The 25,401-nt window shown below is 69.7% G+C and carries 33 protein-coding genes; 4 read left to right on the forward strand and 29 right to left on the reverse strand.

The annotated features are described in order from the left end of the window. From AB0C26_RS45460 to AB0C26_RS45490, 7 genes are read right to left on the reverse strand one after another with little or no spacing between them, the layout of a single operon-like run. Positions 1-444 carry a minor capsid protein gene (locus AB0C26_RS45460; RefSeq protein WP_360261334.1) on the reverse strand — a complete coding sequence of 148 codons (444 nt, stop codon included), beginning with the start codon at positions 442-444 and terminating at the stop codon, positions 1-3. A 1-nt stretch (position 445) separates the two neighbouring features. Then, complete coding sequence (locus AB0C26_RS45465; RefSeq protein ID WP_360261336.1) at positions 446-802, reverse strand: hypothetical protein; 357 nt, start codon at positions 800-802, stop codon at positions 446-448. 2 nt (positions 803-804) lie between these two features. Next, a complete protein-coding gene (locus tag AB0C26_RS45470; protein ID WP_360261338.1) occupies positions 805-1,149 on the reverse strand; it encodes a hypothetical protein in 345 nt (114 codons plus the stop codon). Beyond that, entirely contained in the window at positions 1,146-4,013 is a 2,868-nt protein-coding gene (locus AB0C26_RS45475) for a fibronectin type III domain-containing protein (RefSeq protein WP_360261340.1), read from the reverse strand. The genes AB0C26_RS45470 and AB0C26_RS45475 overlap by 4 nt, the downstream gene beginning before the upstream one ends. 11 nt (positions 4,014-4,024) lie before the next feature. Further along, positions 4,025-4,618 carry a hypothetical protein gene (locus AB0C26_RS45480; RefSeq protein ID WP_360261342.1) on the reverse strand — a complete coding sequence of 198 codons (594 nt, stop codon included), beginning with the start codon at positions 4,616-4,618 and terminating at the stop codon, positions 4,025-4,027. 2 nt (positions 4,619-4,620) lie between these two features. Further along, positions 4,621-5,631, reverse strand: coding sequence for a major capsid protein (locus tag AB0C26_RS45485; protein WP_360261344.1), 1,011 nt, complete (start codon positions 5,629-5,631; stop codon positions 4,621-4,623). A gap of 20 nt (positions 5,632-5,651) precedes the next feature. Further along, positions 5,652-6,383: a hypothetical protein gene (locus tag AB0C26_RS45490; RefSeq protein ID WP_360261346.1), complete on the reverse strand. Its 732-nt coding sequence runs from the start codon at positions 6,381-6,383 to the stop codon at positions 5,652-5,654. Between the two features lie 118 nt (positions 6,384-6,501). On the opposite strand from AB0C26_RS45490, the gene AB0C26_RS45495 reads away from it, so the two are divergent. Further along, positions 6,502-6,948: a hypothetical protein gene (locus AB0C26_RS45495; RefSeq protein WP_360261349.1), complete on the forward strand. Its 447-nt coding sequence runs from the start codon at positions 6,502-6,504 to the stop codon at positions 6,946-6,948. Between the two features lie 17 nt (positions 6,949-6,965). On the opposite strand, the gene AB0C26_RS45500 is transcribed toward AB0C26_RS45495, so the two are convergent. Genes AB0C26_RS45500 through AB0C26_RS45510 form a run of 3 tightly spaced genes read right to left on the reverse strand, consistent with a single transcriptional unit; the run spans position 6,966 to position 10,852 of the window. After that, positions 6,966-7,241 carry a hypothetical protein gene (locus AB0C26_RS45500; RefSeq protein WP_360261352.1) on the reverse strand — a complete coding sequence of 92 codons (276 nt, stop codon included), beginning with the start codon at positions 7,239-7,241 and terminating at the stop codon, positions 6,966-6,968. After that, positions 7,238-9,229, reverse strand: a complete 1,992-nt coding sequence (locus AB0C26_RS45505; protein WP_360261354.1) for a phage minor capsid protein — start codon at positions 9,227-9,229, stop codon at positions 7,238-7,240. The genes AB0C26_RS45500 and AB0C26_RS45505 overlap by 4 nt, the downstream gene beginning before the upstream one ends. Before the next feature lie 3 nt (positions 9,230-9,232). Continuing rightward, positions 9,233-10,852, reverse strand: a complete 1,620-nt coding sequence (locus tag AB0C26_RS45510) for a phage capsid protein (RefSeq protein ID WP_360261356.1) — start codon at positions 10,850-10,852, stop codon at positions 9,233-9,235. A 53-nt stretch (positions 10,853-10,905) separates the two neighbouring features. Here AB0C26_RS45510 and AB0C26_RS45515 point away from each other — a divergent pair, with 53 nt between their 5' ends. Next, on the forward strand, positions 10,906-11,523 hold the full coding sequence (locus tag AB0C26_RS45515; protein ID WP_360261359.1) for a hypothetical protein: 618 nt from the start codon (positions 10,906-10,908) through the stop codon (positions 11,521-11,523). On the opposite strand, the gene AB0C26_RS45520 is transcribed toward AB0C26_RS45515, so the two are convergent. From AB0C26_RS45520 to AB0C26_RS45610, 19 genes are all read right to left on the reverse strand, one after another. Beyond that, positions 11,462-12,748: a phage terminase large subunit gene (locus tag AB0C26_RS45520; RefSeq protein WP_360261361.1), complete on the reverse strand. Its 1,287-nt coding sequence runs from the start codon at positions 12,746-12,748 to the stop codon at positions 11,462-11,464. The genes AB0C26_RS45515 and AB0C26_RS45520 overlap by 62 nt on opposite strands. After that, the gene (locus AB0C26_RS45525) at positions 12,738-13,265 is read right to left on the reverse strand and encodes a helix-turn-helix domain-containing protein (protein ID WP_360261363.1); all 528 of its coding nucleotides are present in this window, start codon (positions 13,263-13,265) and stop codon (positions 12,738-12,740) included. Before AB0C26_RS45525 ends, AB0C26_RS45520 begins: the two co-directional genes overlap by 11 nt. Before the next feature lie 327 nt (positions 13,266-13,592). Further along, positions 13,593-13,790 (reverse strand): hypothetical protein, encoded by a 198-nt coding sequence (locus tag AB0C26_RS45530; protein ID WP_360261365.1) that lies wholly within the window; start codon positions 13,788-13,790, stop codon positions 13,593-13,595. Further along, the gene (locus AB0C26_RS45535) at positions 13,787-14,020 is read right to left on the reverse strand and encodes a hypothetical protein (RefSeq protein WP_360261367.1); all 234 of its coding nucleotides are present in this window, start codon (positions 14,018-14,020) and stop codon (positions 13,787-13,789) included. The genes AB0C26_RS45530 and AB0C26_RS45535 overlap by 4 nt, the downstream gene beginning before the upstream one ends. Beyond that, complete coding sequence (locus tag AB0C26_RS45540) at positions 14,017-14,589, reverse strand: hypothetical protein (RefSeq protein ID WP_360261369.1); 573 nt, start codon at positions 14,587-14,589, stop codon at positions 14,017-14,019. The genes AB0C26_RS45535 and AB0C26_RS45540 overlap by 4 nt, the downstream gene beginning before the upstream one ends. After that, entirely contained in the window at positions 14,586-14,858 is a 273-nt protein-coding gene (locus AB0C26_RS45545) for a hypothetical protein (RefSeq protein WP_360261371.1), read from the reverse strand. The genes AB0C26_RS45540 and AB0C26_RS45545 overlap by 4 nt, the downstream gene beginning before the upstream one ends. Before the next feature lie 148 nt (positions 14,859-15,006). Beyond that, positions 15,007-15,252, reverse strand: coding sequence for a hypothetical protein (locus AB0C26_RS45550; RefSeq protein WP_360261374.1), 246 nt, complete (start codon positions 15,250-15,252; stop codon positions 15,007-15,009). Continuing rightward, on the reverse strand, positions 15,242-15,439 hold the full coding sequence (locus AB0C26_RS45555) for a hypothetical protein (protein ID WP_360261376.1): 198 nt from the start codon (positions 15,437-15,439) through the stop codon (positions 15,242-15,244). The genes AB0C26_RS45550 and AB0C26_RS45555 overlap by 11 nt, the downstream gene beginning before the upstream one ends. 35 nt (positions 15,440-15,474) lie before the next feature. Next, positions 15,475-16,668, reverse strand: coding sequence for a hypothetical protein (locus AB0C26_RS45560; RefSeq protein ID WP_360261378.1), 1,194 nt, complete (start codon positions 16,666-16,668; stop codon positions 15,475-15,477). 183 nt (positions 16,669-16,851) lie between these two features. Further along, a complete protein-coding gene (locus AB0C26_RS45565) occupies positions 16,852-17,697 on the reverse strand; it encodes a hypothetical protein (protein WP_360261381.1) in 846 nt (281 codons plus the stop codon). 162 nt (positions 17,698-17,859) lie between these two features. Beyond that, positions 17,860-18,288, reverse strand: coding sequence for a hypothetical protein (locus AB0C26_RS45570; protein ID WP_360261383.1), 429 nt, complete (start codon positions 18,286-18,288; stop codon positions 17,860-17,862). A 1-nt stretch (position 18,289) separates the two neighbouring features. Further along, positions 18,290-18,514: a hypothetical protein gene (locus AB0C26_RS45575; RefSeq protein ID WP_360261385.1), complete on the reverse strand. Its 225-nt coding sequence runs from the start codon at positions 18,512-18,514 to the stop codon at positions 18,290-18,292. Continuing rightward, positions 18,511-20,352, reverse strand: coding sequence for an AAA family ATPase (locus tag AB0C26_RS45580; protein ID WP_360261387.1), 1,842 nt, complete (start codon positions 20,350-20,352; stop codon positions 18,511-18,513). The genes AB0C26_RS45575 and AB0C26_RS45580 overlap by 4 nt, the downstream gene beginning before the upstream one ends. Beyond that, positions 20,349-21,470 (reverse strand): ATP-binding protein, encoded by a 1,122-nt coding sequence (locus tag AB0C26_RS45585; protein ID WP_360261389.1) that lies wholly within the window; start codon positions 21,468-21,470, stop codon positions 20,349-20,351. The genes AB0C26_RS45580 and AB0C26_RS45585 overlap by 4 nt, the downstream gene beginning before the upstream one ends. Further along, entirely contained in the window at positions 21,467-21,604 is a 138-nt protein-coding gene (locus tag AB0C26_RS45590) for a hypothetical protein (RefSeq protein WP_360261391.1), read from the reverse strand. Before AB0C26_RS45590 ends, AB0C26_RS45585 begins: the two co-directional genes overlap by 4 nt. After that, positions 21,601-21,792 (reverse strand): hypothetical protein, encoded by a 192-nt coding sequence (locus AB0C26_RS45595; RefSeq protein ID WP_360261394.1) that lies wholly within the window; start codon positions 21,790-21,792, stop codon positions 21,601-21,603. The genes AB0C26_RS45590 and AB0C26_RS45595 overlap by 4 nt, the downstream gene beginning before the upstream one ends. Further along, complete coding sequence (locus AB0C26_RS45600) at positions 21,789-21,950, reverse strand: hypothetical protein (protein WP_360261397.1); 162 nt, start codon at positions 21,948-21,950, stop codon at positions 21,789-21,791. Before AB0C26_RS45600 ends, AB0C26_RS45595 begins: the two co-directional genes overlap by 4 nt. Positions 21,951-21,969: 19 nt before the next feature. Continuing rightward, positions 21,970-22,665, reverse strand: coding sequence for a hypothetical protein (locus AB0C26_RS45605; protein ID WP_360261399.1), 696 nt, complete (start codon positions 22,663-22,665; stop codon positions 21,970-21,972). Between the two features lie 209 nt (positions 22,666-22,874). Further along, on the reverse strand, positions 22,875-23,102 hold the full coding sequence (locus AB0C26_RS45610; protein WP_360261402.1) for a helix-turn-helix domain-containing protein: 228 nt from the start codon (positions 23,100-23,102) through the stop codon (positions 22,875-22,877). Positions 23,103-23,321: 219 nt separating this feature from the next. Here AB0C26_RS45610 and AB0C26_RS45615 point away from each other — a divergent pair, with 219 nt between their 5' ends. Continuing rightward, the gene (locus tag AB0C26_RS45615) at positions 23,322-23,774 is read left to right on the forward strand and encodes an XRE family transcriptional regulator (RefSeq protein WP_360261405.1); all 453 of its coding nucleotides are present in this window, start codon (positions 23,322-23,324) and stop codon (positions 23,772-23,774) included. Positions 23,775-23,994: 220 nt separating this feature from the next. Then, positions 23,995-25,272, forward strand: a complete 1,278-nt coding sequence (locus tag AB0C26_RS45620) for a tyrosine-type recombinase/integrase (protein WP_360261408.1) — start codon at positions 23,995-23,997, stop codon at positions 25,270-25,272. The last annotated feature ends 129 nt before the right edge of the window (positions 25,273-25,401 follow it).

Consider the following 25,401-nt stretch of genomic DNA (forward strand, 5'->3'; position numbering starts at 1 on the left):
TCAGTCGGTGCGGTGGTTCGTCGGCCTCATGGCCTGGACGTAGTAGTTGTGCGAGATCTCCCACCGGCCGGACGTGTCGACGCCGAGGGACGTGTAGGACTGGCGAAACACCTGAACCACGGCGACGCCGCCCCAGTTGAGGCCTTCAGCGCTGTCCAGAAGGTCGAAGACCGCGTCACCCAGGTCGGCGACCACGCGCGGGTCTTTGGTGCCCCGTACCCGCACCTGAAGGCCTTCGGTCACGTCGGCCAGGCCCGGTTCCGAGGTGACCGGGTAGGTGGCGAGCGTGATGAGCCGGTCCGGGCCGGGCGGCACCGCTCGGATGGCGATGCCGACTTCGGTGTCGGTGTAGACGCCGTTCGGGTTCCAGGTGCCGATGCCGGCGGCGGCCAGGTGCTGCGCGGCGCCGGTGAGGAGTCTCGAGGTCCAGCCGTCGCCGGCCATATCAGCCTCCGAGTGGTCCGCGCGCCGCTCGGGCGGTGAGCGCGAGCATGGTGTCGGCCTCGGTGCCCATCGGCTCTTCGAGGTATTTGGCCTGCTTGCCGTCGTCGTGGCGCATGGTGAGGTCTTCGTGCTGGACGACGGCGTACGGCCGGTCAAAGGAGACGGCGACCGTGCCGGAGGCCTTGTCCGAGCTGACCTCGCCGGAGCGGGCCAGGTCGCCTTCCTCGTGCGGAGCGAGGTTGGTGGAGACCTGTAGCAGGTGCTCGGCAGCCAGCTCGAGGCCTTCGAATGTGGCGCCGGCCAATTGGGCGGCCACGTCGTCTCCGTCCCAGCTGATCTCGAACGCTTCCTCGGCCACGGCTACTCCAAGTCCAGCTCGACGTGTTCGGGCAGGTCCAGGCCGTGAGCATCCAGGCGCGAGCTCGCAAGCACCCGGGCAGTCCGGCCCCCGGGCAAAGTCACGAGCGACCCGGCCGGCGCCACCGTGTCCGGTGGCGCGTAGACCTGCGTGGACGAGGTCTTGTTGGTGCCGGCCGCGTCCTGCGTCTGCACAGCGACTACGCGGGCCGTGTCGTCGACGACGCACAGGTGGACGTCGACGGGGTCGGCGTACACGTCGCCGTATCCGCCGGAGCCGGTCAGCGCCTGGACGGTGATGGTTCGCGGCTGGGGGACGCAAAGGGCGATGAACTGTTCCCACGTCACCCGATCACCGCCGGTCCATGGCCGGTCAGCCCGGCAGCCTGCAAGATGGCGTACGCCTGGTCGACGAGCCCGCCGGTTGTCGGCGCCGACGCTGAGGCGCTGGACCGCTGGACCGAGAGGCGGCCGATCGTGAACGACGACGGCGCCGAAGCGACGCCGAGGCCGCTCTGGTCGCCGCCCTCCAACTGGCCCGCGATCTGCTCGAGCACGGCGTCACGGAGCGCGGCCTGGACCACAGCCGAGGCCGGGTCGTAGATGGCGCAGAGCAGCGCCCGGTCGACGGCCCGGGAGGCCCGGATCAGCAGCGTCCGCGCGTTGGCCGGCGTTCGGCCGAGGTGGTCGTGCAGCTGCGTGATCGTGGCGTAGGCGCCGGGGATTGTGTCGCCCGCGCTGGTCGTCGCCGCGGTGATCGTGGCCAGCGGCGAGACGTTGCCGGCAGCGTCCTTCGCCCGAACGCCGAGCGTGTAGTTGGTGCCCGCCGTGAGCCCGGTGTGCGTGTAGCTGGTCGCCGTGATGCCGACCGCGACCAGAGCGCCGTTGCGGTAGACGTCGTAGCCGGTGACGGCGACGTCGTCCGCGGCCGCCGTCCAGGTCAGGTTGATCTGGGTTTGCCCGGCCGCCGCGTCCAGCCCGGTCGGGGCGCTTGGGGCGGTGGTGTCCGGGAAGCCGTACGCGGCCAGAGCCACCGGCACGGGCATCGTGAGTTCGTCCGGGAACGGGTAAGCCGGCGGCAGTGTGCCGAGGTCGGCGAGCAGGTTGGTCAGCGCCTGCTGGAGCACCGGGGTGACGAGCGTGCCGCCCGGGTGCCGGTCGTGTGCGTCGTCCAGGCCCCAGGCGAACTGTACGGTGCCGGCCGCGACCACCACGGCGCCGGTCGCCGCCCGGTAGGCGGTGATCGCGTGCGTGTACAGGCCGTCGCCGGTGTACGTGTTGCCGTCGTCGTCGGACAGCAAGTCCGTCACCTGGTGCGTGACCTGCGACAGCCGCAGCAAACCGGCCGGTGTCTCTGCCGGGTTCATGTCGGCCGGCTCGTCGGCCTCGAAGCCCACGATCCCGGCCGGGCTGGCCCAGGTCTGCGCGCCGGTCAGGCCGGCCACCGCGGTGGTGCGCCAGAGCGGCGAGCTCGCATGCGCGCTCCCGGCCGCCATGGCCAGCGCGCTGATGCCGTTGAGGCGGAACCGCTGGCCGTTGAGCAGCGCGGCCGGGCGCCGGTCCGGATTGAAGCCGCGCGTGTCCTGCCAGGTGCCCGAGTAGGCGCCGGAGGCATTGAGCGCGCCGTCGTGGGAGTCCTTCCAGCACGCGTACGTGCGGCGGCCGCCGTCCCAGCGAATGCGCCAGAACGCTTCGTTGCCGGACAGGTAGAGCGCGTGCGAGGCCTGGGTGGCGTGGTCGCGGGCGCCCACGAAGGCGTCTCGCATGCCGGCCGACCAGTACTCGTCGTGCCCGGACGAGATGATGACCTTGCGGCCGAGTAGGAGCGTGGGGTCGGCATCGACCTGGGCGCAGGTGAGGTAGTCGACGTCGTAGCCGAGCCGCTCCAGCCACCGCACCAACGGGTACTCGGCGTTCCAGAACGTCGTCTGCGGGATGTGGCGCCTGGTCACGAGCGGCCGGTCGTAGGACACGGCCCGGGTCCGGTTGGGCTGCGACCAGGTCCAGGCACTGGCGGTACCGACGCCGTAGATCGACTTTCCGTCGAAGGGCGCGGCCGGGTCGGCGCCGGCCCAGTTGTACGCCTGCCACGTCGAGTCGCTGAGCTTGACCGCGATCGCGGCCTTGCGGGCCGGGTCGGTCACCACGAACGGGCCGATGTGGCTGTTCAGCGCCGCGTTGTCCGCCCGCTGGATCTTGATCACGTACACGCCCGGGGTGGCGTCGGCCGGGACCGTCCAGGAGCCGTTCACGGACCAGTTGGCGCAGGAAACCATTCCGGTGGTCGCGTCGGTGGTGCCGTTCGGCTGGGTGGTCTGCGCGCCGGCCACACCGCCGACGTCGCGGGCGCCCTGGCCACCGTAGTAGCCGAGCCGGTAGACCCGGCCCGTCCAGGCGGCGGCCGCGCTGTGCACTTTGAGCTGGAGGGTGCCGCCCCGGGCCACGGACATCGCGGTGGCGAAGCCCTGGATCGACGCGTCTCCGGCGCCGGTCACGTCCCAGGTGGCTTTCGCCGTGCCTCCGAGCCGGTTCTCCGCCTCGACCGCGGTCTCCGCTGCGGGCGGCGGGTCGCCAGCGACCGGGGCCATGGCGAACAGCACCACGCACGTCTTGAGGTTGGCCGGCAGCCCGGTGATCGTGATCGGGTGCGTGCCGGCAGCCACCACACCGGAGGCGACCGACAGCCGTACCGGCTCGTTGCCCAGGCCCGGCGCGGCGATCGTGTCGTCGACCGTGACCGGGCCGTTCCAGGTCGGCGTCAGCGTCGCCGGGCCATCCGACCGAGCGGAGGAGACGGCCGCGTAGATGCGGCAGCCGTCGATCGTGGTGGCGATCGACAGAGTGGTGATCTGCCCGGATGCTCCGGTGTCGACGTCGCCAGCACCGAACGGGGTCCCGTGGACGACACCGGAGAGGTCGTCGCGAGATTCCACCCAGCCCGCGAGCGAGCGCGGTGCGGTGGAGGTGGACGGGTCGCGGCCCCAGACGATCGAGGCCTCTCCCCCGGCGGCAGTCAGGACCGAGGCGGACAGCTCGCCCGCTGAGGCAAGCGGGTCGGTCAGCTCGTTCCAGGTGTTCGGCGGGGCGACCGTGGCCGGGGCGGCGCCGATGGCGACCATGACCCGGCCGGCGGTCGCGGCCGCCGGGAAGGTGGCGGTGTGCTGCGCCGCTGCGGCGCTGGCGGTGTAGGTGGTCTTCCAGTCCCGCGCCACAGCGGCCTCCCTCAGTTTCCGTACTTCTCGCGCAGGTCGTCGCGCTTCATGCCGGCCACCTCGGCCTCGGTGGCGTCGCGGTGGTTGACCGCGTACGCGCGCCACTCCTCGGCCGAGGCGTTACCCGCGGGCGGCTCGACCGGGGTCTCGTCGGCCAGCTGAGCAACGACGTCGCCCGCGGGCTTCTGCTCGACGAGGGCCAGCCGGGCGCCGTCGGACTCGCGCGCCGCCTGGACGGCCGCGTCCGTGGACACCAGGCCCGGCACGATCGGCGTCGGGCCCGGAGCGGCGTGGATCTCCGGGGAGACGACGTTCGGGCCGTGCGGGTTCTCCTGGCCGGCGTTGACCGGCGGGAGGAAGTCGCCCGGCTTCGGGTCGACCGCAGCATCGCGCAGCGGCGTCCCGATGAGCCCGTCGCCGACCTCGCGAGGATCGGCCGGAGGCGGGTCCTCGACGTCGACGGCCGGCTCGTCGCCGACCTCGTACCCAGCGCTGCGGCAGTAGGCCAGGACGGCCGGATTGTCGGTGTCGGCGACGCCGTCCTTGAACTGCACGTCGCCGACGGTGCCGTTGTACTCCCGGTTCGGAGCGATGATCTTCACCATGATCAGGCGCTCTTGACGTTACGGAAGACCGCGGCGGCCTTGGTGGACTTCAGGACCGGGGCGACCGGGCCCATCTCAACCTCGCCGGTCTTGACGGCGCCGGCCTGGTTGTACTGGGGCAGCCACTGGCGCACCAGCTCGGTGTCGCCGGCCATGGACGCGCCGTGGAAGCCGTCCAGGCCGTACCGGACCGCGTAGAGGTCGCCGAGGCCGGTGATGTTGCCGCCGCTGCCGGCACCGTCGGTGTCGCGGGTGGCGAGCGCGATGACGTCGGTGTTCGAGCCGGCCTTGGTCTTGAGGTCGACCAGCGGGATCCCGCGGTAGGCCTCGACCTGGCGGCCGAAGGCGTCCTGGGTGGTGGTGATCTGGCCGACCCAGGAGGCAATGACGGAGAACAGGCTCAGGGTGAGCCGGTTGCCGTAGATGGCGTCCGGGGTCTCGTCCATCAGCGAGAGCCAGTTGTTGATGTGGCGCTGCGCGGCCAGTGCGGTCGCCTTGTCGTTGATCGTGGTCCAGTCCACGTAGCCGGCCGCCACGCCGTTGTTGAGCGGCAGGTACTCGGTCGTGGAGCCGGTCAGGATCTTGTTGAGACCGTCGAAGCCGTTGGCGTCCACGGCGGTGTCGCCGTTGATCACGGAGTCCGCGAACTTGGCGCGGGTCGCCTTGATCAGCTGCTGCATGTTGGTGGTGACCGCGCCGGACGCGGCCGGGCCCACACGGGTGAGGACGCGGTCCACCTGGAAGCTGCCGCCGAGGGGCTTGAGCTCCACGGACTGCGGCGTGGTGGTGACCTCGGCCGGCGTGTACTCGGTGTTGATGGCGCGGAACGCGGCGCCGCGCTGCGCGGTGAGCCGGCGGTAGCCGTAGAGGAGCGTGCCACCGCCGGTCGGGCTGACCGCGTCGTCGAAGGTCATCCGGTCCAGGATGTCGCTCGACTTGGTGAACTCGTCGATGATGGCGACGTCCAGATCGGTCTGGGCGTTCTGCTTGGCCTCGGCCAGGGTGACGGGCATATCTACCTCGTTTGGGTCGGTCAGTTGCCGCTGAGGGCCGCGGTGACTGCCGCCGCGAGGCCCTTGGGCTTGGTCTTGTTGTTGCCGCCCGCGCCGGAGTGGTCCGCGCCCTGCTTCCCGGTGCCCTTGGCACCGGGCTCGGTCGCGCCGTACTTGGCGGGGTTCGCTTTGACTGCGGCCTTGACGAGGTCGGCGACCTTGTCGTCGAAGTCGTCGGCGGTCGCGTCGAGGTCCTTCAGCTGGTTCAGGAAGCTCTGCGAGTCGAGCAGCTCGGCGGCCTTGGCCTTGTGCGTCTCGGCGGCATCTCGGATGGCGTTTCTGGTGATCGCGCCGGTGGCCTTGTTGCGCCAGTCGTCGCGTTCGGTGGTGAGTGCCTTGACCTGCTCTTCGGGGTCGGCCTTGCCGTCCGCGTTGAGGCCGAGGGCCTTGAGGACGCTGGCGAGCCGGTCGTCGGAGGCCTTGCGGGCGTCCTTGGCCTTGCGCTCGCCTTCACGGGCGGCGGCCAGGGCGCGGGCGTGGCGTTCCGGGTCGAGGTCGCCTTCGATCTTCGGGGTCTTGTCGCCGCTGGCCTTGCCCGCGTCGTCGTCCCCGTCTTTGTCGTCGGTGTTGCCACCGCCGGCGTTGCTGTGACCGCTGGAGCCATCGCCTCCGCCGTCGCCCGGGTCGTCGCGGCGCCAGCCGCCGCGGGGTGCGCGGATGGTGGTGATGCCGGACAGGGCGGCCAGGGCGTGGCGGCGTGCGGTGCGGTGCATGGATGACTCCAGATGTGTCGTGGCGGACCTTGTCCGCCGACCGTTTGTCCGTCCCGGGCCTTGCCGGGACGCCGTAACGTGCTCGCCGGACCACTCCACTCAGGACGAGGAGCAAGCTGTGCGAGTACGTCAGGTCTGGTTGGGTGCTGCCGCGCTGGTGGCGGCCGGTGTGCTGGCCGGATGCGGCGGTGGAGGCGACGAGCCTGCGGCGGCACCGACTGCGGCGGCGGCCGGTGAGCGGCCGGGCCAGGCGCAAACGGTGGTCGACGCGATCGCCGCGAAGTGGCCGCTGCCGAACCCGGAGGACAACACCAGCGCCTGCGCGGGCAAGGAAGGCGCGGCCGACGGCTGCGTGCAGCTGATCACCACCGATGCGGTGAGCGTCTACGAGTACGCCGACGCGGCGACCGCCAAGCGGTGGGTGACCGAGATGAAGAAGCAGGGCGACTGGCGGCAGGCCGGCCGATTCGCCCTCGCCTGGACCGCGCGGGACCAGGACATGACCGACAAGGACGCCCGCGCCGACATGGTGAAAATCGCGACCCAGGCTGGCGCGAAGCTCTAACTCACGTCGCGGAGCAGCTAGCGGCGGCGGATGCCCATGATCTCGTCGGCACGCTCGTAGAACTCACGCTGCGCCTCAGGCGGAGCGTCGAGCAGCACGTGATGAAGGCTGTAGTCGCTGTCCGGCTTCGGGTGCTCGGCCGGGTAGAAGCCGGCACGGTCGGCCCACTTGGCCGTCCACTCGGCTTGCCATTCGGCGAGCGCCCGATACTGGGCGATCCGCTCAGGGGAAGGCCGGCGCGGCGGCGGCCGGTCCGGGTCCGGCTCGTAGCGGTGCGCCTCAGGATCGGTCACAGCCACTTCACCCCATGCCAGTCCGAGCCGAGCATCGCGGCCTTCCCGAGCCACGGCTGCTTTTCGTCGTCGACGTCGTTGGATCGGCCGACCTGGCTGATCTCGTACGAGGTCGGGAAGTCCAGATCTCCGAACTGCGACCCGTCGGCACGCTCCAGGATATCGGCCGCCTCGGCCACCTGGGCTTCCAGTTTCCGGGCCCGCTCCCGCAGGGCTCGGGCGTTTGCAGCCGTCGCCGATCCGGCCGCCTTGCGGTAGTCGTCGACGAGCTCGTTGAAGACGTCGACCATGAAGCGCACGCGGTCGATGATGTAGTCGGCCGATTCGGTGTCCTCGAACTCGAAGCCCTGGCTGGCCCAGGTGTAGCCACCGACGTCGATGTTGGCGTGGACCTCGATGCGGACGATGCCCTGCTGCCGGTACCAGCGCTCGAGGTGGCCGTTGAATTCGCCGGCGAAACCTCGACCGCGATAGTCCTTGTGGAGGTACAGCAGCGCGTGCACGACGACCAGGTCCCCGTCACGGTCGCGGTAGAAGGCCCGTTCGAATCGGCCGACCGCCTTGCCGTCGCGGAAGATCTCGCCGAGGACGGCGAGGCCTGGCCGGGAGGTCCGAGCGCCTCGAGCTGCCGCCTGTTTCACCTTGACGGTGAAGCCGGCGTAGTCGCCGCCGATGATGTCGGCGAAGACGTCGCGGACCATGTTGCGGTTGGCTTCGGCGTGCATGTCGACGTCGAGCAGGCTGGCCAGGTTTTCGACCCGGGGCGGCGGCTGGGTGACGCGCGTGCGCCGAGGCAACGGTGGCGGCGCCGCGGGCGCGGGCGTCGGAGCGGGCTGCGGCGGGGTGGCGGGACGCTGGCCGGCCGGGATGTTGCCTGCGCCGATCTGCTCGCGGTGAAACTGCCGCTTCAACGTCGGGTGCGCGGCCAGGTGCGAGCGCATCGCGCCCTGCCATGCTTTCACCTTGCCGGCGGCGGCCTGCTTGGCGGCCGGGGTGAGTGCTCCGGCCTCGCGCTCTTTCCAGCGGCGGATTTGGCGTTCGATGGCGCGCTGCCGCTGGCGGGCTTCGTCGCCGCGCGGGTCGGCGGTGGGCTGCTCGGGCAGCCGGGTCACCCCGGGCAGGTAGGCGCGGACCGAGTGGCGGCAGTTCGGGTGCTGGAACCCAGCGGCCCGAGCGTCGTCCAGTGTCGCCTTGACGTAGATCTCGATCGGCTCGCCAGTGAGCTGGTGAGCAACCTTGATCCAGCCCACGGGCCCTGAACCGACACGCAGGATCTGGCCTTCGAACGGCCTGCACCGCTCGCATTCCTGGCTCTCGTTGGACACCATAACGAACGGCAGGCCCAGGGACTGCTGCCGGTCGGTCTGGCCCTGCACGGCGGCGCGCTGGGTGACAGTGCGGACGCCCATCTCGACGTAGGAGGACAGCCGCCACGTGCGGCCGCGCTGGTCGACGAACGAGGCGATGCCCTGGTCGACAAACCGCTGGTAGGCCAGCTGCGACGCCTCTCGCCGGCCGAGGCCACCGGCGATGCTGGCCGCTGTGCCTGCGGCGATGACCTGCCGGTAGACGTCCTGGACGTGCCGGACGACGTTGGAGTGCCGCTGGCCGACGTCGTTGACCAGGGCCGCGGCGATGGACTCGACCACGTTGCCCCGGGCGAACTGGCCGGCGGCTTGCCGGGCGCCGAGCCGGGCCGCTTCGTCCTGCGGCAGGTCAGCAAGGACGCTGTCACCGCCGCGGCGGTAGCCCTCGGCAACCGCCTGCCGAATCGCCTCCGGTGCCGCGCCGTTGAGCTGGTCGGCGATGTCCTGCGCGGCCTTGCGGAGCTGGCCGAGCGCGGCGAGCCGGGTCACCGGCCACGCCTCGGAGTCGATGTCCTGGGCGAGCAGGTCGGTGACCTTGCGCAGCAGCGAGGCCTCTGCGATGCGGTACAGGTCGACGGTGGCCCGGACGATCTGCGCGATCTGGTCGGCGTCGACAGGCACCGGCTACTCCTCGTCGGTCTGCTCTTCGGTCTCCTCGTCGTCCTGGCCCTCGTCCTGCTCGCCGGGCGGCCGGTTACCGGCGGCGCCGGCCAGCACGACCTCGGGGTCCTCGCCGCCGCCGAGCTCGTCCTGGATCCGCTTCACCTCGCGGCCGACCTCGGTGTCGTCCCATTCGGGGTGCACCATGCGGACGGCGGTGTCGATGGAGATGGCCTGCGCGGCCCGGTAGAGCTGGACGGTGCGGGCGGTGGCCTCCGGTGACTCCGAGACGCTGTCGCCGAACTCGACGTTCGGCCGTTCCGGAGGCGGCCCGCCGAAGTTAACGGCCTCGACTTCCATCAGCAGCTCGGTGGCGTCGGCGATGCCGGGCTTCCACGCGCCCTCGGTCCGGTTCCCCCGGGTCGTGAAGGACAGCCGCTCGCGGGCCTGGGCCTCGGTGGCGGTCATCGCGACGTCGCCGCCCTGCTCGCCGAGGGTCTGCGGGGACAGCCCGGCGTGGCGCATGGCGACCTGCTCGACCGCTTCGGCGCTGGCCTGGTGCTCCTGCCACCGGATTTGGAACTGGTTGATGGTGATCCCAGTGCCCTGCTGGCCGGGCATCATCTCCAGCTGGGCGAACACTTCGCGTTCGGCGTCGAAGGTTGCGCCCTGGCCGGGGCCGTTGGACGAGAGCATGTACGACGGCACGATGATCCGGCCGCGGGCCTGGCGGATGTCGCGCATCCAGCTGGTCCACACGTCGTCGAGGGCGTCGAACCATGGTTCGTTGCCGTCGAAGTCGGATCGGCCGAGGTATTTCAGTGGCCCGTCGGAGCGCCATCTGCGCTGCGGGCCGGCGTTCGGGATCCGGACGACGTCGAGCCGCGTGAGCTTGGTTTCCTGGGCGCTTTCCTCGTCGACCAGGTCGGCCAGGTGCGCTGCTGCGGCGTGTTCGGTCAGCGGGACCGGGCGGCCGAGCTCGCGGCTGTTGCCCTCGTGCACGGCGTAGACGATCCGGCCAGCACCGTTCACGACCTCGTGGTGCTCGAGCAGGCGGACGTGGGTGTCGCCGTCGACCACGAGGGTGGACCAGAAGGTGACCTCGATCAGCTTGCCCCACCGGATGGTCGGGATCGCGCCGTCAGCGTGCACGGCGGCCAGGAAGGCCCGGTCGGGGTAGACGTCGACGTCGATGACCGGCCGGAGGTAGACGTCGCCGAGCACCGAGTTGGCCTCGGCGGCGTGCAGCAGCATCGTGTAAAGGCCGTCCTCGACCAGCTGGTCGAGGCGCTTCTGGACCGCCGGATTCTCGCTGGTGACCTGGGGCGGCTCGGAGAAGAGCAGGTTGGCGGCGGTGGCCGCCAGGTCGGCCGGCAGCGGGACGTGGATGCGGCCGTCGCGGGCGCCCGCCGGCGGGGGCGCGCCCCAGAGCCAGCGGGAGACGGTGCCGACCAGGCCGCCGGCGTACTGGCTGCCGCGTACGCGCTGCGAAGGCGGGAGGCTCTGCCCGCGCGGGCCACGGTTGGCGTAGACGTTGCGCAGGCCGTCAGGGTCGCCGGTGTACCAGGCGTCCCAGTCGCGGTAGGCGTCGTACGCGGGGGCGAGGTGGGGAGGCGGCCAGGCGCCGCCAGTGGGGATTGGCACCAGGCCCTCCTCAGTCTTCCGGATTTGGACGGGCAGCCCTAACCTCGGACCCCGTGAAATTCACGCCAGATTGGGTTGAAGCGATAGGCACATGGGTGGGCGGCGTCGGCACTGGATTGGCCGTCATTTACGCAGCTCGCGGTGTTCGCATCAGTGAGCGAAACCGAGAGGAAGACGCTAGACAGGCACGAAAGGCTGAGCGGGAAAGTCAGGCCGCTCAGGCGCGCACACTGCGTCTGCACTCACTTGGAGTCGATGGTCACGTCGGTGGACGCCTTGACACCTTCAAGGGCAGCATCGGCAACTACGGCCTCCACCCAGTAACAAACATCGTCGGCAAGCTGGTCTACATACCGACGAAGCAAGAGATCGGTATCCACATCGGAGGGCCCACGCCGATCACGGTGCTGGACTCTGGCGATTCCCAAGAACTGAGTTGGGACCTTCAGGGCTACGGACTGAAGGATGAGGGTGAGCTCGTCATGGGACGCTCGCAGAATCTCTTCGATTTCGAAGTGCACTTCACCGACGTCCATGGAAACCGTTGGGCGATCCGACCCGGCGCCGGGGAGCAGCCTTTTCGACTCTTCGATCCGGTCGAAAGCGGAGTCAAGCCGCGAGGTCTAGGGAACCGCGTACGAGCGGCCGCCAAAGCACTTCGGGGGTCTTGATCGCGTACCGGGCCGCGTCGATGCTGTGGTCGTCGGCCTTGAGCGGGGCGTCCTGGCCACGCTCGGCAGCCTTGTCGTCCCAGCTGTAGCCGGGCAGCTCCTCGAGAAGGCCGGTGCACGACCGGTGGATCCTCAACTGGTCGTTGCCGAGCAGGCTCGACATGAGCCGGATCCCGTCGAGGACGCTGTTATCAGCCAGGGCCGGGGTGATGCCGTCCTCGAACAGCTGCAACCTGAGGCTCGCGGCGGCCGGGTCGACCACGGTCCATTCCGGCAGAACGCCGGACAGGCCGGGTGCTCCGGGCACCTCCAGTTCGCTGAGCCACTTGCGCAGCTCGCGCGAGAGGCCACGGTCGGTGAGCTGCCGGCGGGCAACGGCCGGGTCGTGGCGCCACTCGTGCGTCAGGTACAGCCGGCCATCGGCGCCGACGCCGAGCACGAGCGCCGCGGTGGCGTTCCGGGTGCCGTAGTCGATGCCGAGCGAAACCCAGCGCACGATCGCGGGCAGCTCGTCGACGACGTGCCGGTCCTCGTCGAACATGTCGAAAACGGCGCCCTCAGCCGAGCGCCACTCGCCGAGGATGAACCGCTTGTACCAGAGGCCGACGTACTCGCGGGCAAGGTCGGCGACGTACTGCGGGTCAAGGTGCGGGTTATCCCGCAGCGTCGAATGCCAGGTCCGCAGGTTCAGCTCACCGGCCCGGAGCAGGTATTTCTTGCGCAGCCAGTGTGCTGGCGAATCCGGGTTGGTCGTGCCGAACAGCTGCGCACCCTTCACCGACAGGCGGGCGAGGACCTGCGTGTAGAACGCCTCGGGCACGGTCGTCAGCTCGTCGCCGTACGCCAGGCACAGCGTCATGCCGCGGACCTTGGGTTCGGCCTTGGCGTCGTTGGCGCCCAGGACGTCGACCTGCCGGCCGAGGATCGTCCCGAGCGGGGCGCCGGGGTTGTAGTGGACCAGCTTGGCCAGCGGGCCGAACAGGTCCGGGTCGGTGAGCACCGCGAAGACGTTGCGGTTGACGCTTTCCCTGGTCTTGCCGAACAGCAGAATTCGGCCTGAGCTGGGCGCGGTGGCGACGGCCATCAGGAAGCGCAGCAGCGACGCCACTGTCTTGCCGGACCGGACGCTGCCCTGCCAGATGTTCTGGCGGGCGGTGGACTCGACCACGCTGCGCAGGTGGACCGGGGACAGCGTGCGGCCGACCGCGTCCAGGTCAATCGGCATCGGCTGTGCCGTCGCGTTTGTTGAGCTCGTCGTACGCGGCGCCCAGGCCGGCGGCGAGCGCGCCGAGCATCGACTTGGCGGCGTCGACGCCGGGGTCGGCGTCGTATTCGTCCAGGCGCAGCGACCGGTCGACGGCGATCCCGACGGACTGCATGATCTTGGCCTTGTCGGAGAACGTGGGTTCGTCGAGCGTGTGCTCGTTGTAGTCGTTCTCCTTGCCGCCGAAGTTGAACACCAGTGCCCGCTGCCAGAGCTGTTGACGGAGGCGTTCGGCGTCGTCGAGCAGGCCGAGCGAGAGCGCGGCGCGGCGGGCGCGGCCGTCGATCTTCTTGGCTTCGGTGGCGGCCGCGGTCTGGGCGCGCTCGAAGTCCAGGCCGAGCTCGTCGGCGAGGCGGGAGACCGTGCGGCCTGAGCGGTTGATGCGCCGGCTGATGGCGTTGCGGGAGAGGCCTTGGGCGTGGAGCTCGCGGACGGCCTGGCGGTCTTCGTCGGTGACTGGGCGTCGTTCTCCTGTCATCGTTCACCGCCAGTTGCTCGTGCGTGCCGGCCTTGCCGGAGTACGCGGGGCTACGCCTTGCGTGCCCGATTGGTGTGGCCAGGCCGGCGCCCCCTGCCGACCTGGCCGTTCCCCCTGCGCTCCGGTCCCCGGAGACGGCGACAGCCCGGGAGCGAATCGCTCTACCGGGCTGTGGGCAGATTCCTGCCGCCGTCAGTGTGAACAATGATCATCGCGACGTCAAGCCGGCTCAGGAGCGCCTGCCCCGCCTCGCATACCAGATCAGGTAGGCGAACGAGCCCCAGAGCATCGCCATCATGGCCCAGAAACGCCAGTCGGCCAGCGCGCTCACAGCCGCTGTTCCCCGGCCAGCGGCGGGAGACAGCCCGTGCAGTCGGCGACGACGCAGGACGGCCAGTGCATGCTGGTGCCGTACTGAGGTTGAACGTGCACGGCCTCGCGTAGCAAATCGGCGATACGGTTGGCGGCTTCCAGCGCTTCGGCACCGGTCGCGCCGAAGCGCCTTAGCTCGTCCATGCCGCTCATGCTGCCATCCTGGGGCGACCGCGCGCCTCGTCCCGCTTCGCCTTGTCGATCCGGACCGCCTGGCCGAGCAGGTACCGCACCTGCTTCCGGCCCTTCTCGTCCTTCATCGTCACCGAGATCAGCCCGTAACGTTCTGCCCAGCGCCGGACGTTGTCCTCGGTGACGCCCTGGCCGATGTGCTCGGCCACCTCGGCCGCCGTGCCCCAGTGCTCCCCTGCCACCTCCATCATGCCGCCACGCTCCTCAGCGCCTCGTTCCTCAGCCAGGCTCCCCCGCAGGTCGTGCACTCGATCACCCGCTCCTCGGCCGGCGGGGACAGCCGCATCGTCAGCCCGGTGGTGTCGCACGTCGGGCAGAGCGCCCGGGGGACCAGCAGGCGATCGGCGTGAATGACCAGCTTCCGGCGGACGCGGCCGTCGATCCGGTCAGCGAACAGCCGAGTGCCGTCGGCCATGCGGTCACTCATGTGCGGCACGGCGGCCTGGAGCCGGTCGAGCGGTCCGGCCAGGCCGGGCAAATGCTCGGCGACGCCGCGGAGCTCGACGATGACGTCGGCCTGGGTCTTGGACCACTGGTTGACGCGGACCAGCTCGGGGGCGTCGATGGCGCCAGCCACCGGGTCGGCGTGGCCGCCGAGGGCGCGTCGGCGGCCCCAGGTTGGGGATTTGAGCAGGCTGCGTGTGGTGGCTTCCTCGGCGGCGATGTGCTGGGCCTCGTCGAGGGCGCGGGCTTCGAGCGCGGCGAGCGCCGCCCTCAGGGACCAGAGGGCGGCACGGGCGCGGAGCTGGGCCGGGGTCATGCGTCCTCCAGCGGGTAGAGGGCGAGGCCGAGGCCGAGCTCCTTGAGCACCAGGGCGACCGAGGCCACGTCGGGGGCGTGGCGGCCGCTCTCCCAGTTCCACAGCTGCACGTAGGCGGTGTTCGGCTTGCGGCCGGTCGTGGCGGCGATGCGGCGGGAGAGCTCGTGGCGGCTGAAGCCGAGGATCTCGCGGATCTCGCCAAGGGCGGGCCCGATGTTGGCCGGCTGGGTGATGACGATCTGGCCGGGACGGTTGGTGCGGTCGATCAACGCTGCTCCTCGGTGCGGGTTTTGACCTTGGTTCCGGCGATGAGCCAGGTGTTGGGTGTCGTGCAGGGGACGTGGCTGCGGTGGGTGGCCCGGCAGCGCGCACAGGGGCGGGCTGCCGGGCCAGGGTCGGTGTGACGGACGGAGGGCATCAGGTCCCGAAGAGCTGCTTGGCGATCTCGGGGTGGTACAGGTTCACGCAGGCCACGCACGTCGTGTGGTGCCACCAGCGTTCGTTGCTGATCTCGCTCCAGGGCGGCAGCGACGAATAGGCGTAGCGCTCGCCCGGGTAGATCGTCTTCACGCAGACGTGGGTCTTCGTCTCGCATCGACGCTCCTTCCGGGAGCGCCTGGCCACGACCAGCTCGATGCCGTTGCGGATGCTTTTAGCGGGCACTGAGGTACGCCCCTTCCTGGCTGAGGCAGACCTGCCGGGTTGGCCAGCCGATCGGGACGGGGCCGTGGGCGCCTTCGACGGTGGCCGAGGCGAGCTCGTCGACGATGTGGCCGGCCTGCTCGGCGCACCAGCGTTCGAAGCCACCCGCCTGGTCGTCGCGTTGGAAGGCGAGGACGGTGGCCGCCATGCAAGCGGCCAGCACAATCCATGCGACCCAACGCTTCACCGAGAGGCCTCGGCGGTGACGCCGTTGTCCTGAAGATCGCGGGCGTACTCCTCGGCCTGCTCCAGAACCTGCTCCAGGCGGTCGACGCGCTCGCGCAGCACGTCCCGGGCCTCCGTCATCGCGGCCAGCTCCGCGGCGCCGGCCGCCTCGCCCGCGGCGTACGCGCGCCGGATCCAGCCCAGGATCACCTGGACCGTGCTGATCTTCAGCTTCCGCGCCATCCACTCACCAACGCGGTGCTCAACCGCGCCCCGGGTCAGCCGCGCCGACTCCAGAGCAGCATCGAGGTGCGCCTGGACGGTGTACGCGACGGCCGGGCCGTCCTCTCGGTCGGCGATCTCCTGGACGCTGCGCACCGCCACCGGCATCGGCTCGGCCAGGACCTCGCGCTCCAGCTCGTACGGTCCCCACGTCCCGGCCGGCGGGAGCTCGTCGACCGGCTGCTCCGGGCTCACGATCTGCCGCACCGCGTGCTGGTCGACCAGGCGTAGCCGGCCAGCACGCAGAACCTCGCCGAGAACCGCAAGCGGGCGTGCTGACGCCGGAATCACACCGCCAGACGCCAGCGGCCACTCGCGCGCGTCACGAGGAACCGAGGCCACCGCCTGGTGGTCAACGACGCCGACTCGTCGTTCGAAGTCGGTCAGGGGCATCCGGTAGTCGGCTACGCCGTTCGGCAGGGCAGCGCGATTGCGGTTGGCCTGGTCCTGTTCGGGGGTGAGGCAGAAGCTGGTCGGCTGGTGTTCGGGCATCCCAACGCCGAGCCAGGAGCAGGTGCAGAGCTCGTCCTGCTCGTGGGCCGAGGTCTCGCGGGTCCAGGGCTTCCGGTCGGCGGCGATGACCCCGAGGAGCTGGGCAGCGAGGTTGTCGGTGTGGCCGGTTCCGGGTCCGTGGTTGGGGTTGGTGTTGTGCTCGCGGACGGCCTGGACGAGGCGGTGGCCGGCGGCGGCGAGCCGGTCGTTCCGCTGGAGGAGGTCGTCGCGTTCGCGGGTGGTCTGGTGGAGGCGGGTGTCGAGGTCGAGGATCTTGGCCCGGTACGCGATGCAGTCCTCGCGGACGCTGTCCGCAAACTCTTCGAAGTTGGAGATCGTTTTGGCATGGGCGGCCTGCTCGTCGGAGAGCTGGCCGCGCAGTTCAGCGGCGGTGGCGTGGGTGAGGGGCAGTTCGACGGTGTTCTCAGCGTCGCGCATTGCGGGTCTCCTGGATCTCCAGACGGATCTGGCGGGCTCGGGCGGGGGTGACGTAGGGGTAGAGATCGCCGAGGGCGTCATCGGCGTCCTGGGCGGGTTTCGGGCGAACGTGGTTTTGGGCTCGAGCGATGGCGGCCTGAGCGGATGCACGGCCGGCCTTCTCCCGTGGGGTGAGGTGGCGGTTCATGCGGTGCCTTTTCGGGCCTGGTGGGCGGCTACGGCGGCGGCTCGGCGTGCTGCGGCTTCTGCGATGGCTTCTTCGGCCCGGGTGCGACGGTGGCCGGGGGTGGGCACGGCGGCGGGGAAGATCCCTCGCTGCTTCGGTCCGGGCGGCGACTGATCGGTTCCGGGAACGAGGCGTAGGTCGGGGCCGGCCTCGCGCGTGCTCGCGTGCGGTAGTGACTCACCCTCTTGGTCTTGGGCTGGGGTGAGTGGTTCGGAGAGTGAGTTCTTCTGCTCGTGCCCCGGAGCCGAAGGCGACGGGGGTCGCAGGGGGTCTGGGGGCAGCGTGCCCCCAGGGATGGTTCCTGGGGGGTTCTTCGGGTGGTTCCCGGGCGGTTCTGGTGGTTCGGAGGGTGTTGCGTCCCGGCTGCCGGATTTAACGTCCCGGCGTCCGGCATTTTGCGTCCCGGCGTCCGGTACGGAGAATCCCGGCGTCCGGGAGTTTGCGTCCCGGACGGGTTCGGCCATCGATACGTCAGCTTCGATGTGTCCGGCATTCTGCGTGCCGGACAGGCGGGCTTTCTCCTTCACCCGGCGGCGCTGCCGAGCGTCGGACTCGACCTTCCGTGCCTTCTCGTCCTCGGCCACCAGGTCGTCCCAGAACGTCTCCGGCCGCTTGCGGTCCAGGGCGAGACGCCACCGTTGGGTGCCGCTGTAGTGCCGGCCGTCCTTCAGGATCAGTTTTTCGGCCATCAGGCGTTGCAGGGCGCGGTCGATGGTGCGGACGTCGAAGCCGGTGGCGAAGCGGATGCGCAGCGGCGAGGGGCGCGCGTCCGCGCCGTCCGGGTTGGCGTGCTCGGCCAGCACGGCCAGGACGGCATGAGCGGTGGTGTCCGGGTGGCCCTTGGCCGTGTAGATCCACGGCGCCTCGTAGTGGGCCCAGCGGACTGCCTCGACGCTGATGGGGTGCCTCCGTGGTGCGTGTTCAGGCTGGCCGGACCTCAGGAGCTGAGGTCCGGCCAGCTGGTGTCAGCGGGTGACGAGCTGGGCTGTGGCCTTGGCTCGGTAGCGGCGTTTCTTGAGCCGGTTCTCGGCTCGAATCGCGTCCCTGCACGCCGGGTCGAGGTCCTCGCCGCGTTCCTTGTGCCGACGAGCGGCGGCCGGCGTACCGCAGCCCTTCATGACCCGGCCGCTAGCCGGGTCGATGGCGAAGGCCAACGGCACCGCGCTCTCGCGTTCCTCTTTGGTCTGGTGGGTCCAGCGGGTCATCTCGGACCACGGCCGGTCCTCGGGTACCGCGGCGGCCAGTACGAAGTTGAGCCGGAACCAGTCGTGTGGGTCAGGCAGCAGCTCGACCAGCCAACGCCGGTTGTCCTCCGGGTCGCAGGTCCGGACGCGGGCCGCGAACTGGAAGGCGATGCGTTCCAGTTCGGCCACGCGGGCGTCGGTGAGCTCCACGTCAGTCCACCTCCCCGAGGCGGCGCCGGGCCTCCGCCTGGGCTTCGTCGATCTGGCCCAGGTGCTCGCGGATGGCGGCCTCGTCGTGCAGGCGGTGACCCTTGACGAGCTGGCAGGAGCAGACGCCGGGCGTTTCCACGTCGGGCTCGTAGGGATGCGGCTTGGCCTGCTTGGTGGCCGTGGGCCCGAACTGCGGGACGGGGCTGCGCGAGGTCGCGGCGCTCATCGGGCTGCCCCCGCCATCTCGGGCGCAACGAACGCCTGGCAGCGGCAACCCACGGCGGAGCACCTGGCGCGGCGACCGGCGGCCTCCCGGTGAACCAGCTCCAGGTGGCTACACCCGTCGGTCTGGCAGCGCGGCTTACGCGGCGCCGGCGGGGCTATCGTCGGCCGGCTCACGACCGGCGGCGTCTCCTCGAGGACGGGCCCTGACTCGACCGGCCGCACGTACTCAGGCGCGATCGCGGCCACCACGGCGATCCGTTCGGCCGGGTCGGCCAGGTAGTCGACGCCAGCATCGGTCAGCTCGTCGACGTCGGCGAGCAGGTCCGGCCCGTCTGGCATGACCGCGTCCGGGTGCTCGAGCACCGCGGCCGCGATCCACGAGTCGGCCGCCGGGACCCAGCGGTCGACCCAGGCCAGGCCCTCGCGGTCCAAGACCAGCTGGGCCCGGGTCACAGCGACGTACGCGAGCATGGCGTCCTCGCGAGGCACCTCGGCCCGCCGGCCGTCCTCGAGCGGGCGGGGCTCGCGGAAGTCCGAAGCGATTCGCACCGTGCCCCACTCGCGGCCCTTGGACTTGTGGGCGGTCGACACGATGACCTCGGCCCGCGACTCGGCGACCAGGGCGTTGAGAATGTCGAGGACGCCCTCCGGGCTGTAGCTGTTGATCAGCTTCACGGCGACCTTGAGGTCTGATCCAGCGGCGTCCTGGGTGACGTAGTCCTCCACGTCGGCCCAGGTCGAGAAGGCGCACAGTTCCGGGTGCCCGGTGCCACGGCCCTCTTGGAGGTCGATGGCCGCCTCGGCGAGGGAGCGGATGTCGTCGCCGCCGCCGACCAGCGCGGTCCGGCGCCCGCTGGCGGCCTCGATGGCGACCTGGCCTACGGCCTCACCGTTGGTGCGGCAGAGGACCGCGTCGGGCAGGTCGAGCGTCTCGACCCGTGACGGGATTTGGTCGAAGCCGCGCAGCCGCAGCCGGGCCTTGAGCACGGTGAGCCACTTGTTGGCCTCGTCAGCGACGGCCGGGCCGAACCGGAACGACTGGCTGAGGGTGAGCCGGTCACCGGGGGCGTCGCGCATCGCGTTGACCGCGCCGTTCCAGCCGTTGATGGCCTGGTTTTCGTCCCCGACGTACACGACCTGCATGTGGTCCTGCTCGGCCACCAGGGCGGCGACGCACGGGTTGAGGTCCTGCGCCTCATCGACGAGCAGGAAGTCACCATCGAGGCGCGGGTGTCGCAGCTGGAACATCTTCAGGTAGTGGTTGTGGACCATCCGGATGCGGCCGTCAACGGTGAGCAAGTCGGCCCAGGCGCGGCGAGCGAACGGCAGGACCGCGCGGCGGAGCTCGGCACGGATCGGCTTGTCTTCCATGCCAGGCTGGGTGGGCACGTGCCACGGCTCCAGGTCCTCGGAGCCGGACATGCAGAACCGGGCGACGGTCTGGGTCGCCAGCCGTGCCAGCTGGGTCGGGGCGAGCGGTGCCCGATCGGCGTCGATCCGGATCGGCTCGTTGATCCGCAGGATCTCGGCGACCTGCCGGCCGGTCTGGCGTGGCCCGTTGATCGGCCGGCCAGCCCGCTGATATGGGATGGCCACCGGGCCGTAGGCCAGGCCGTGGGTGGTGGAGGCGCGCACCTGACGCGGGAAAGCCTTGACGGCCTCGTCCTTCAGGGCGCGGTTGTAGGCGAGGTAGAGGCCGCGGCGGCGCGGCGTAGCCGCCGCGCAGAGCTTGAGGGTGGAAGTCTTGCCGGCGCCGGCGCCCGCCTCCACCACCAGCGCGTTGCCGGTGGTGAAGGCATCCACGACGGCGGCCTGCTCGTCGGTGGGCTTGTAGCTCATCGCGCGCCCGCTCCGGCCAGCTCGTTCTCCTGCGGGGCGGCGTCGATGTAGCGCTCCAGGCGCTCGATCACCGTGCTGACCTCGGCGTCGGTCAGGTCGTTGGTGGTTTCGACCTTGCGCCCGATCGCCTTGGCCACGAAGTCGAGCCGGTCGTCCCGGTCGGTGTACTCGGCCTCGGTGAACAGCGCCATCATCTTGCGGCGGGCCGGGTCGTTGCCCGGGTTCTTCGGCTCGGCCGGCGGCTCGACGACGACGCTGGCCTTCTGCGCCTGCCAGGTCGGCACGAGCAGGGCGTCGACGTCGGTCTGAGTGACCTGGTTCGCCTTGAGAGCGGCACCGATCGCGGACCATGCCGCCACCAGCTGGTCTTTGTCGGCCGCGGCCCGGATCTGCTCGAGCAGCTGGTCGCGCTTCGACGGACCGGCCTGCTCGCCGTCGTCCAACCAGGTCTTGAAAACCTCGGCGAACTCCCGGCCGGGCTTCGTGACGATTTCACCGGAAAGGGCCGGGCACCGGGACTTGACGACGGTCAGCTCGTTGGACAAGTCCATGGAGGCGACCAGGTCGAACTCGTACTCCAGGCCCTCCCGCTGCTCGGCCTTCGTACCGACCTTCATCATCTGGCGCTTGCCGCGGGCGTTCTCGCCCTCCACCCAGTCCGTCTTCACGCGCAGGGTGCAGATGATGTGGCCGGGGTACGCCAGCAGCGCTTCGACCATCTGCCGCTCGACCGGCCGCATCTCCTTCCAGCCGGACATGCCGTGTCCGCCAGACCGCTTGGCGGCCTTGTCGACCTGTTCCAGCATGCCGTCGGTGCCCATCCAGAAGTGGCTGAGCGAGTCGACGATGACGACGTCGTAGCCGGCCGCCGTCGCGGCGGCGAGCGCGTCGATCAGGATCTGCGGGCTGTAGCGGTCCAGGTGGAGCGTGTCGAACTCGAACAGGTCCGCGTACTTGCTGGCCGAGCCGTGCTCGGTGTCGATGAGCGCGACCTTCTCGCCGAGCGTCGCGGCGACGATGAGCGCGGTCATGGTCTTGCCGGAACCGGACGGCCCGTCGAGGGCGATGCGGCCCTTGGCGGCCTTCTTGGTTGCCTTGGTGAAGGTGAAGATGCTCATTCGGGCTGCTCCAGGTCGGTACGAGGGGAATCGGTGGGGGCGTCCATGGGCGGCTTGTCCTCCAGGACCACACCGAGGGCGGCGAGGATGCCGACGAGCGCAGCCGCACAAAGGCCAGCGATCAGGTAGTTCATGCCGGCACCTCGCAGACACGGCGAAGGCGGCCGCCGACCAGGCGGTACGTGATCGCCGAGTCCGGGATGCAGACGATCGGCGGCAGCTCGCAGGTGCAGGTCTGGCCGGGGAGGGCGCCGCAATCGCAGGCCATGATGTGGGTGGTCTGGAGCGGGGTGCCATCGAGCCGAGCGCGGGTCTTGTTCATCGGTGGTCCGCCTTGCGGTGGCGGGCGCGGTACCGGATCTCCAGCAGCGGTCCAACGGCGGCAAGGGCCAGAAGGGCCAAGCCGAGCCCGGCGCCGATGTAGGGCAGCGTCACCGCGACCACCGTCCGGGCAAGATCTCCGTCGAGGCGAAGTCCCACTCAAGGACCAGGGCCCGCGTCACTGGGCACCGTCCTTGGCGGCCAGCTGCGCCCGAAGCGACTCGATCTCGGCCTGGAGTGCGGCCGGGTCGTCCTTCGGCAGGTCCGCGTACACCCGAAGGCGGAGGCTGCCGAAGACCTCCTTGGCCTCGTACTCCTTGCCGTACGGGGTCAGCTTCTCAGCGCCCGGGTGACCGGCCAGCGCCGTGGCCAGCTGGTCGACGGCGCTCACCGCATCGCTCGGGTAGGTCTTGGGACTGACACCGCCGAACCGGAAGTCGAGGTGGCTCCATTCGTACCCGCCACTGGGCAGCGGGCCGGTGTAGACGGCGAGCCTGTCGGCCATCGTGTGCAGGGCGGCGGAGAGGTCGGTCCCGCGGTTGTACTCGCCCTGGTTGGCGGCGGCTATGTTGAGGCCGGCGGCCATGGCCTGGGCCTGCTTCACCTTGTCCGCGATGTGGTCGGTCTCGCCGTCGTCGTCCACGAGGTCCAGCTCCCATTCCGCGGCGACGTCCTCGGTGAAGCGGCTGGTGGGCGTACGGGAGAGCTCGTCGTCACCCGTCTGCTTAACCGGGAGTGCGCTGTCGCGGTAGATGCCGATAGTGACCGTGCACTCGGGGCCGTGCTCCTCGAGCAGGTCGGCGGCCGACTCGGCAACCCAGCCGCTCTCGTCGAGGAGAAAGGCCTGCCAGAGACCCGGTTTCGTGTTCGTCATGAGATGCTTCCTTCTGTCTGGCGGTCCCGACGCTGGCGAGCGATGGCGGGGCCGCTGGGCTGTTTCTGGGGGCTTGAAGCTGCGCGACGAGCGCTATCGCGGGATGCGGCCGATCGGCAGGTCAGCAGGGTTCGGGCCGGGGAGATCGCGGCCGGGGCCAGTGCCTGCGCCGCCGCTCGACCCGGTACCGGCGCCGCCCTCGGGGTGCGTCATGCGACGGCCCGCAAGCTGCGGAGGTAGTCCTCGAGCGCCTCGTGAGTGATCCGGCGCGAGCGACCAACAGTGATCGAGGCGATCTCGCCCTTCTCCATGAGGTCGTACATCTTGCGGCGACTCACGGACAGCTGCTCGGCCGCGTCGTTCACGGTGTACGCGAGTCGCGTTATCGTCTTCACAGTCCCGTGCATGGGACTGCCCTGCTGTGCGTTAGCGTGCATGGGAACAACCATAGATCGACTGCATGCACAGCGCACCTCATACTTTCGGCTGATTCCCCCTCCGCTACGCATAGGTAGCTTTATGTCATGCACATCAGCGCACAGCCACGCAGAACAGGGCTCGGCCCTGCACGCTTCAGGCCCATCGGCCGATCCCGTCCACGGGATCGATCCCGTCCACGGGATAGCCGACCTGCGAACGCCACTTACCGTGACACCGTGGCCGGTCAGCCCCTCAGCCCCGACGTCGCTCGAGCTCGGTTCGCGGCGTTCGTTCAGCGCGCCCTCGAACGGGCACGCGCCCGCGGCCTAACCGACCGGGAAATCCAGCGCCGCAGCAGCGTCGCCACCTCGACCTTCCACCGCTGGCGGAAAGCCGAGGGAAAGGAAATGCCGGAAATCGCGAAGGTGCAGGCGTTCTGCCGTGCCGTGGACGCCGATTTCGCGGAAGCCCTGGACGCGCTCGGCATGGGCGAGAAGGGCCGGCCCGCGCCGACTCCGCCGCCTCCGATGCCTGAAGACGTCCTGACGATCCTGCGGAAGCTCGCGGACCCCAACGTCTCGGAGTCACAGAAGCTCGCGATCCGGTCCGTCTTGCAGATGCTCGCTGCCCAGCTCGACGACCGACCGGCCGCCGAGCCGCCGTCCGGTCCTGTTGCCGCTGATGCCTGAGAAACAGGACTCCACTGTTTCTCGCGACATGCGCGTCATCCTGCGTTACCTGGCCGACCCCTCGGCGAGCGAAGCGGAAAAGCAATACATCCGTAGCGTGCTGGCCAGTTGCGCACACATTCTGAACGCGCCCGGGAAGAGCTGAAGCAGTAACGCTCTAGCAAATCCCCACCTGCTCTGATTTGCCGCAGAATAATGCTTCTCGGTGAGGAATACCCCTATGCCTAAAAACCCCTACCCGACAATTTCAAAGGGAGACGACGGAAACTGGCATGCCTGGGTTCCGGTCGGCACTAAGCCCAACGGCGAGGCCGAACGACGGCACGTCAAGCGCACCACGAAGGCCGCAGTCATCGAACGCGTCGATGAAATCCTTGACCAGGTCAGGTCCGGTGCGGTCGTTAGGTCTGGCCCCGGCATGACCGTTTCACAGTGGCTCGACTTGTACCTCGATACTGTCCTGCCGAGTTCAGGGCGATGCGACCCTGACACGGTGCGCGATTACCGATCGAAGATCGAGCACTGGGTCCTGCCGGTAATCGGCAAAATGCGCGTCGACCGCGTCCAAACTGAAAACGCTGAAATCATCTATCTGGCCATGCGCCGTGCTGGCCGGGCCGATTCGACCGTCTTGAAGGTGCACAGAATCCTCAGCCGGGCATTCGAGATCGCATTACGGCGGAGCCTGGTTCCCCGCAATGTCTTCAAGCTGATGGACTCGCCCACTTTCGATGCGCCCGATCAGACGCCATTGACCCAGGAGGAAGCGCAACGCTTCCTCGATGAGGCAGACCGCCGCGGGCGGAACAGCGCCCGATGGAAGATTGCCCTAGCCCTCGGCCTGCGTCAGGGCGAAGCGCTCGGCCTCCGTAAGCAGTTCCTCGATCTCGAGGCGGCCAACATGAAGGTGTGGTGGCAGCTGCGGCGACGTTCGTTCGACCATGGCTGTGGCGGCGCCTGCGGTCGCAGGCGGGGCGGGAACTGCCCACAGCGCACGATGCAACTACGCCCCGGCGAGGAGGTCGTGCTCGACCTGTCGAAGCCCGAGAGCGCCGATCGGCGGCTGGGCCTGGTCTTCAAGCGGCCGAAGGGCAAGAGCAAGCGCGAGATCCCGTTGCCGGACGAGCTGGTCGACGCGCTCCGTCAGCACCTGAGGGCCCAGGCGATCGAGGAGATCCTGGCGGACAGCCTGTGGCAGGACCACGATCTGGTGTTTTGCGAGCCGGACGGGTCACCGATCGATCCGTCGAAGGACTATGCCGAATGGCAGGACATCTTGAAGGCGGCCGGCGTGCCCGCGTCGAAGCTCCACAACGCTCGGCACACCGCGGCAACCATCATGATCCTGCTCGGCGTACCGGCCGAAGTAGTCCAGGAGATCCTTGGCCACTCGGATCTTCGAACCACCCGCGGCTATATGCACGTGGCGAGCGAGATGGCGAAGAACGCTACTCAGCGTATGGGGCGGGTGCTGCTCACGAAGGCGACTGCACCCTAATCCGCACCCTTGATCTTGGTGCGGGACATGAAGAAGGCCCGTTGACCTTGGCATATCGCCTGGTCAACGGGCCTTTTCCTTACCCGAGCCGCCTGTCGGAATCGAACCGACGACCTACGCATTACGAGT

It is taken from the genome of Actinoplanes sp. NPDC048796 (genome assembly GCF_040650035.1).
GTDB lineage: Bacteria > Actinomycetota > Actinomycetes > Mycobacteriales > Micromonosporaceae > Actinoplanes.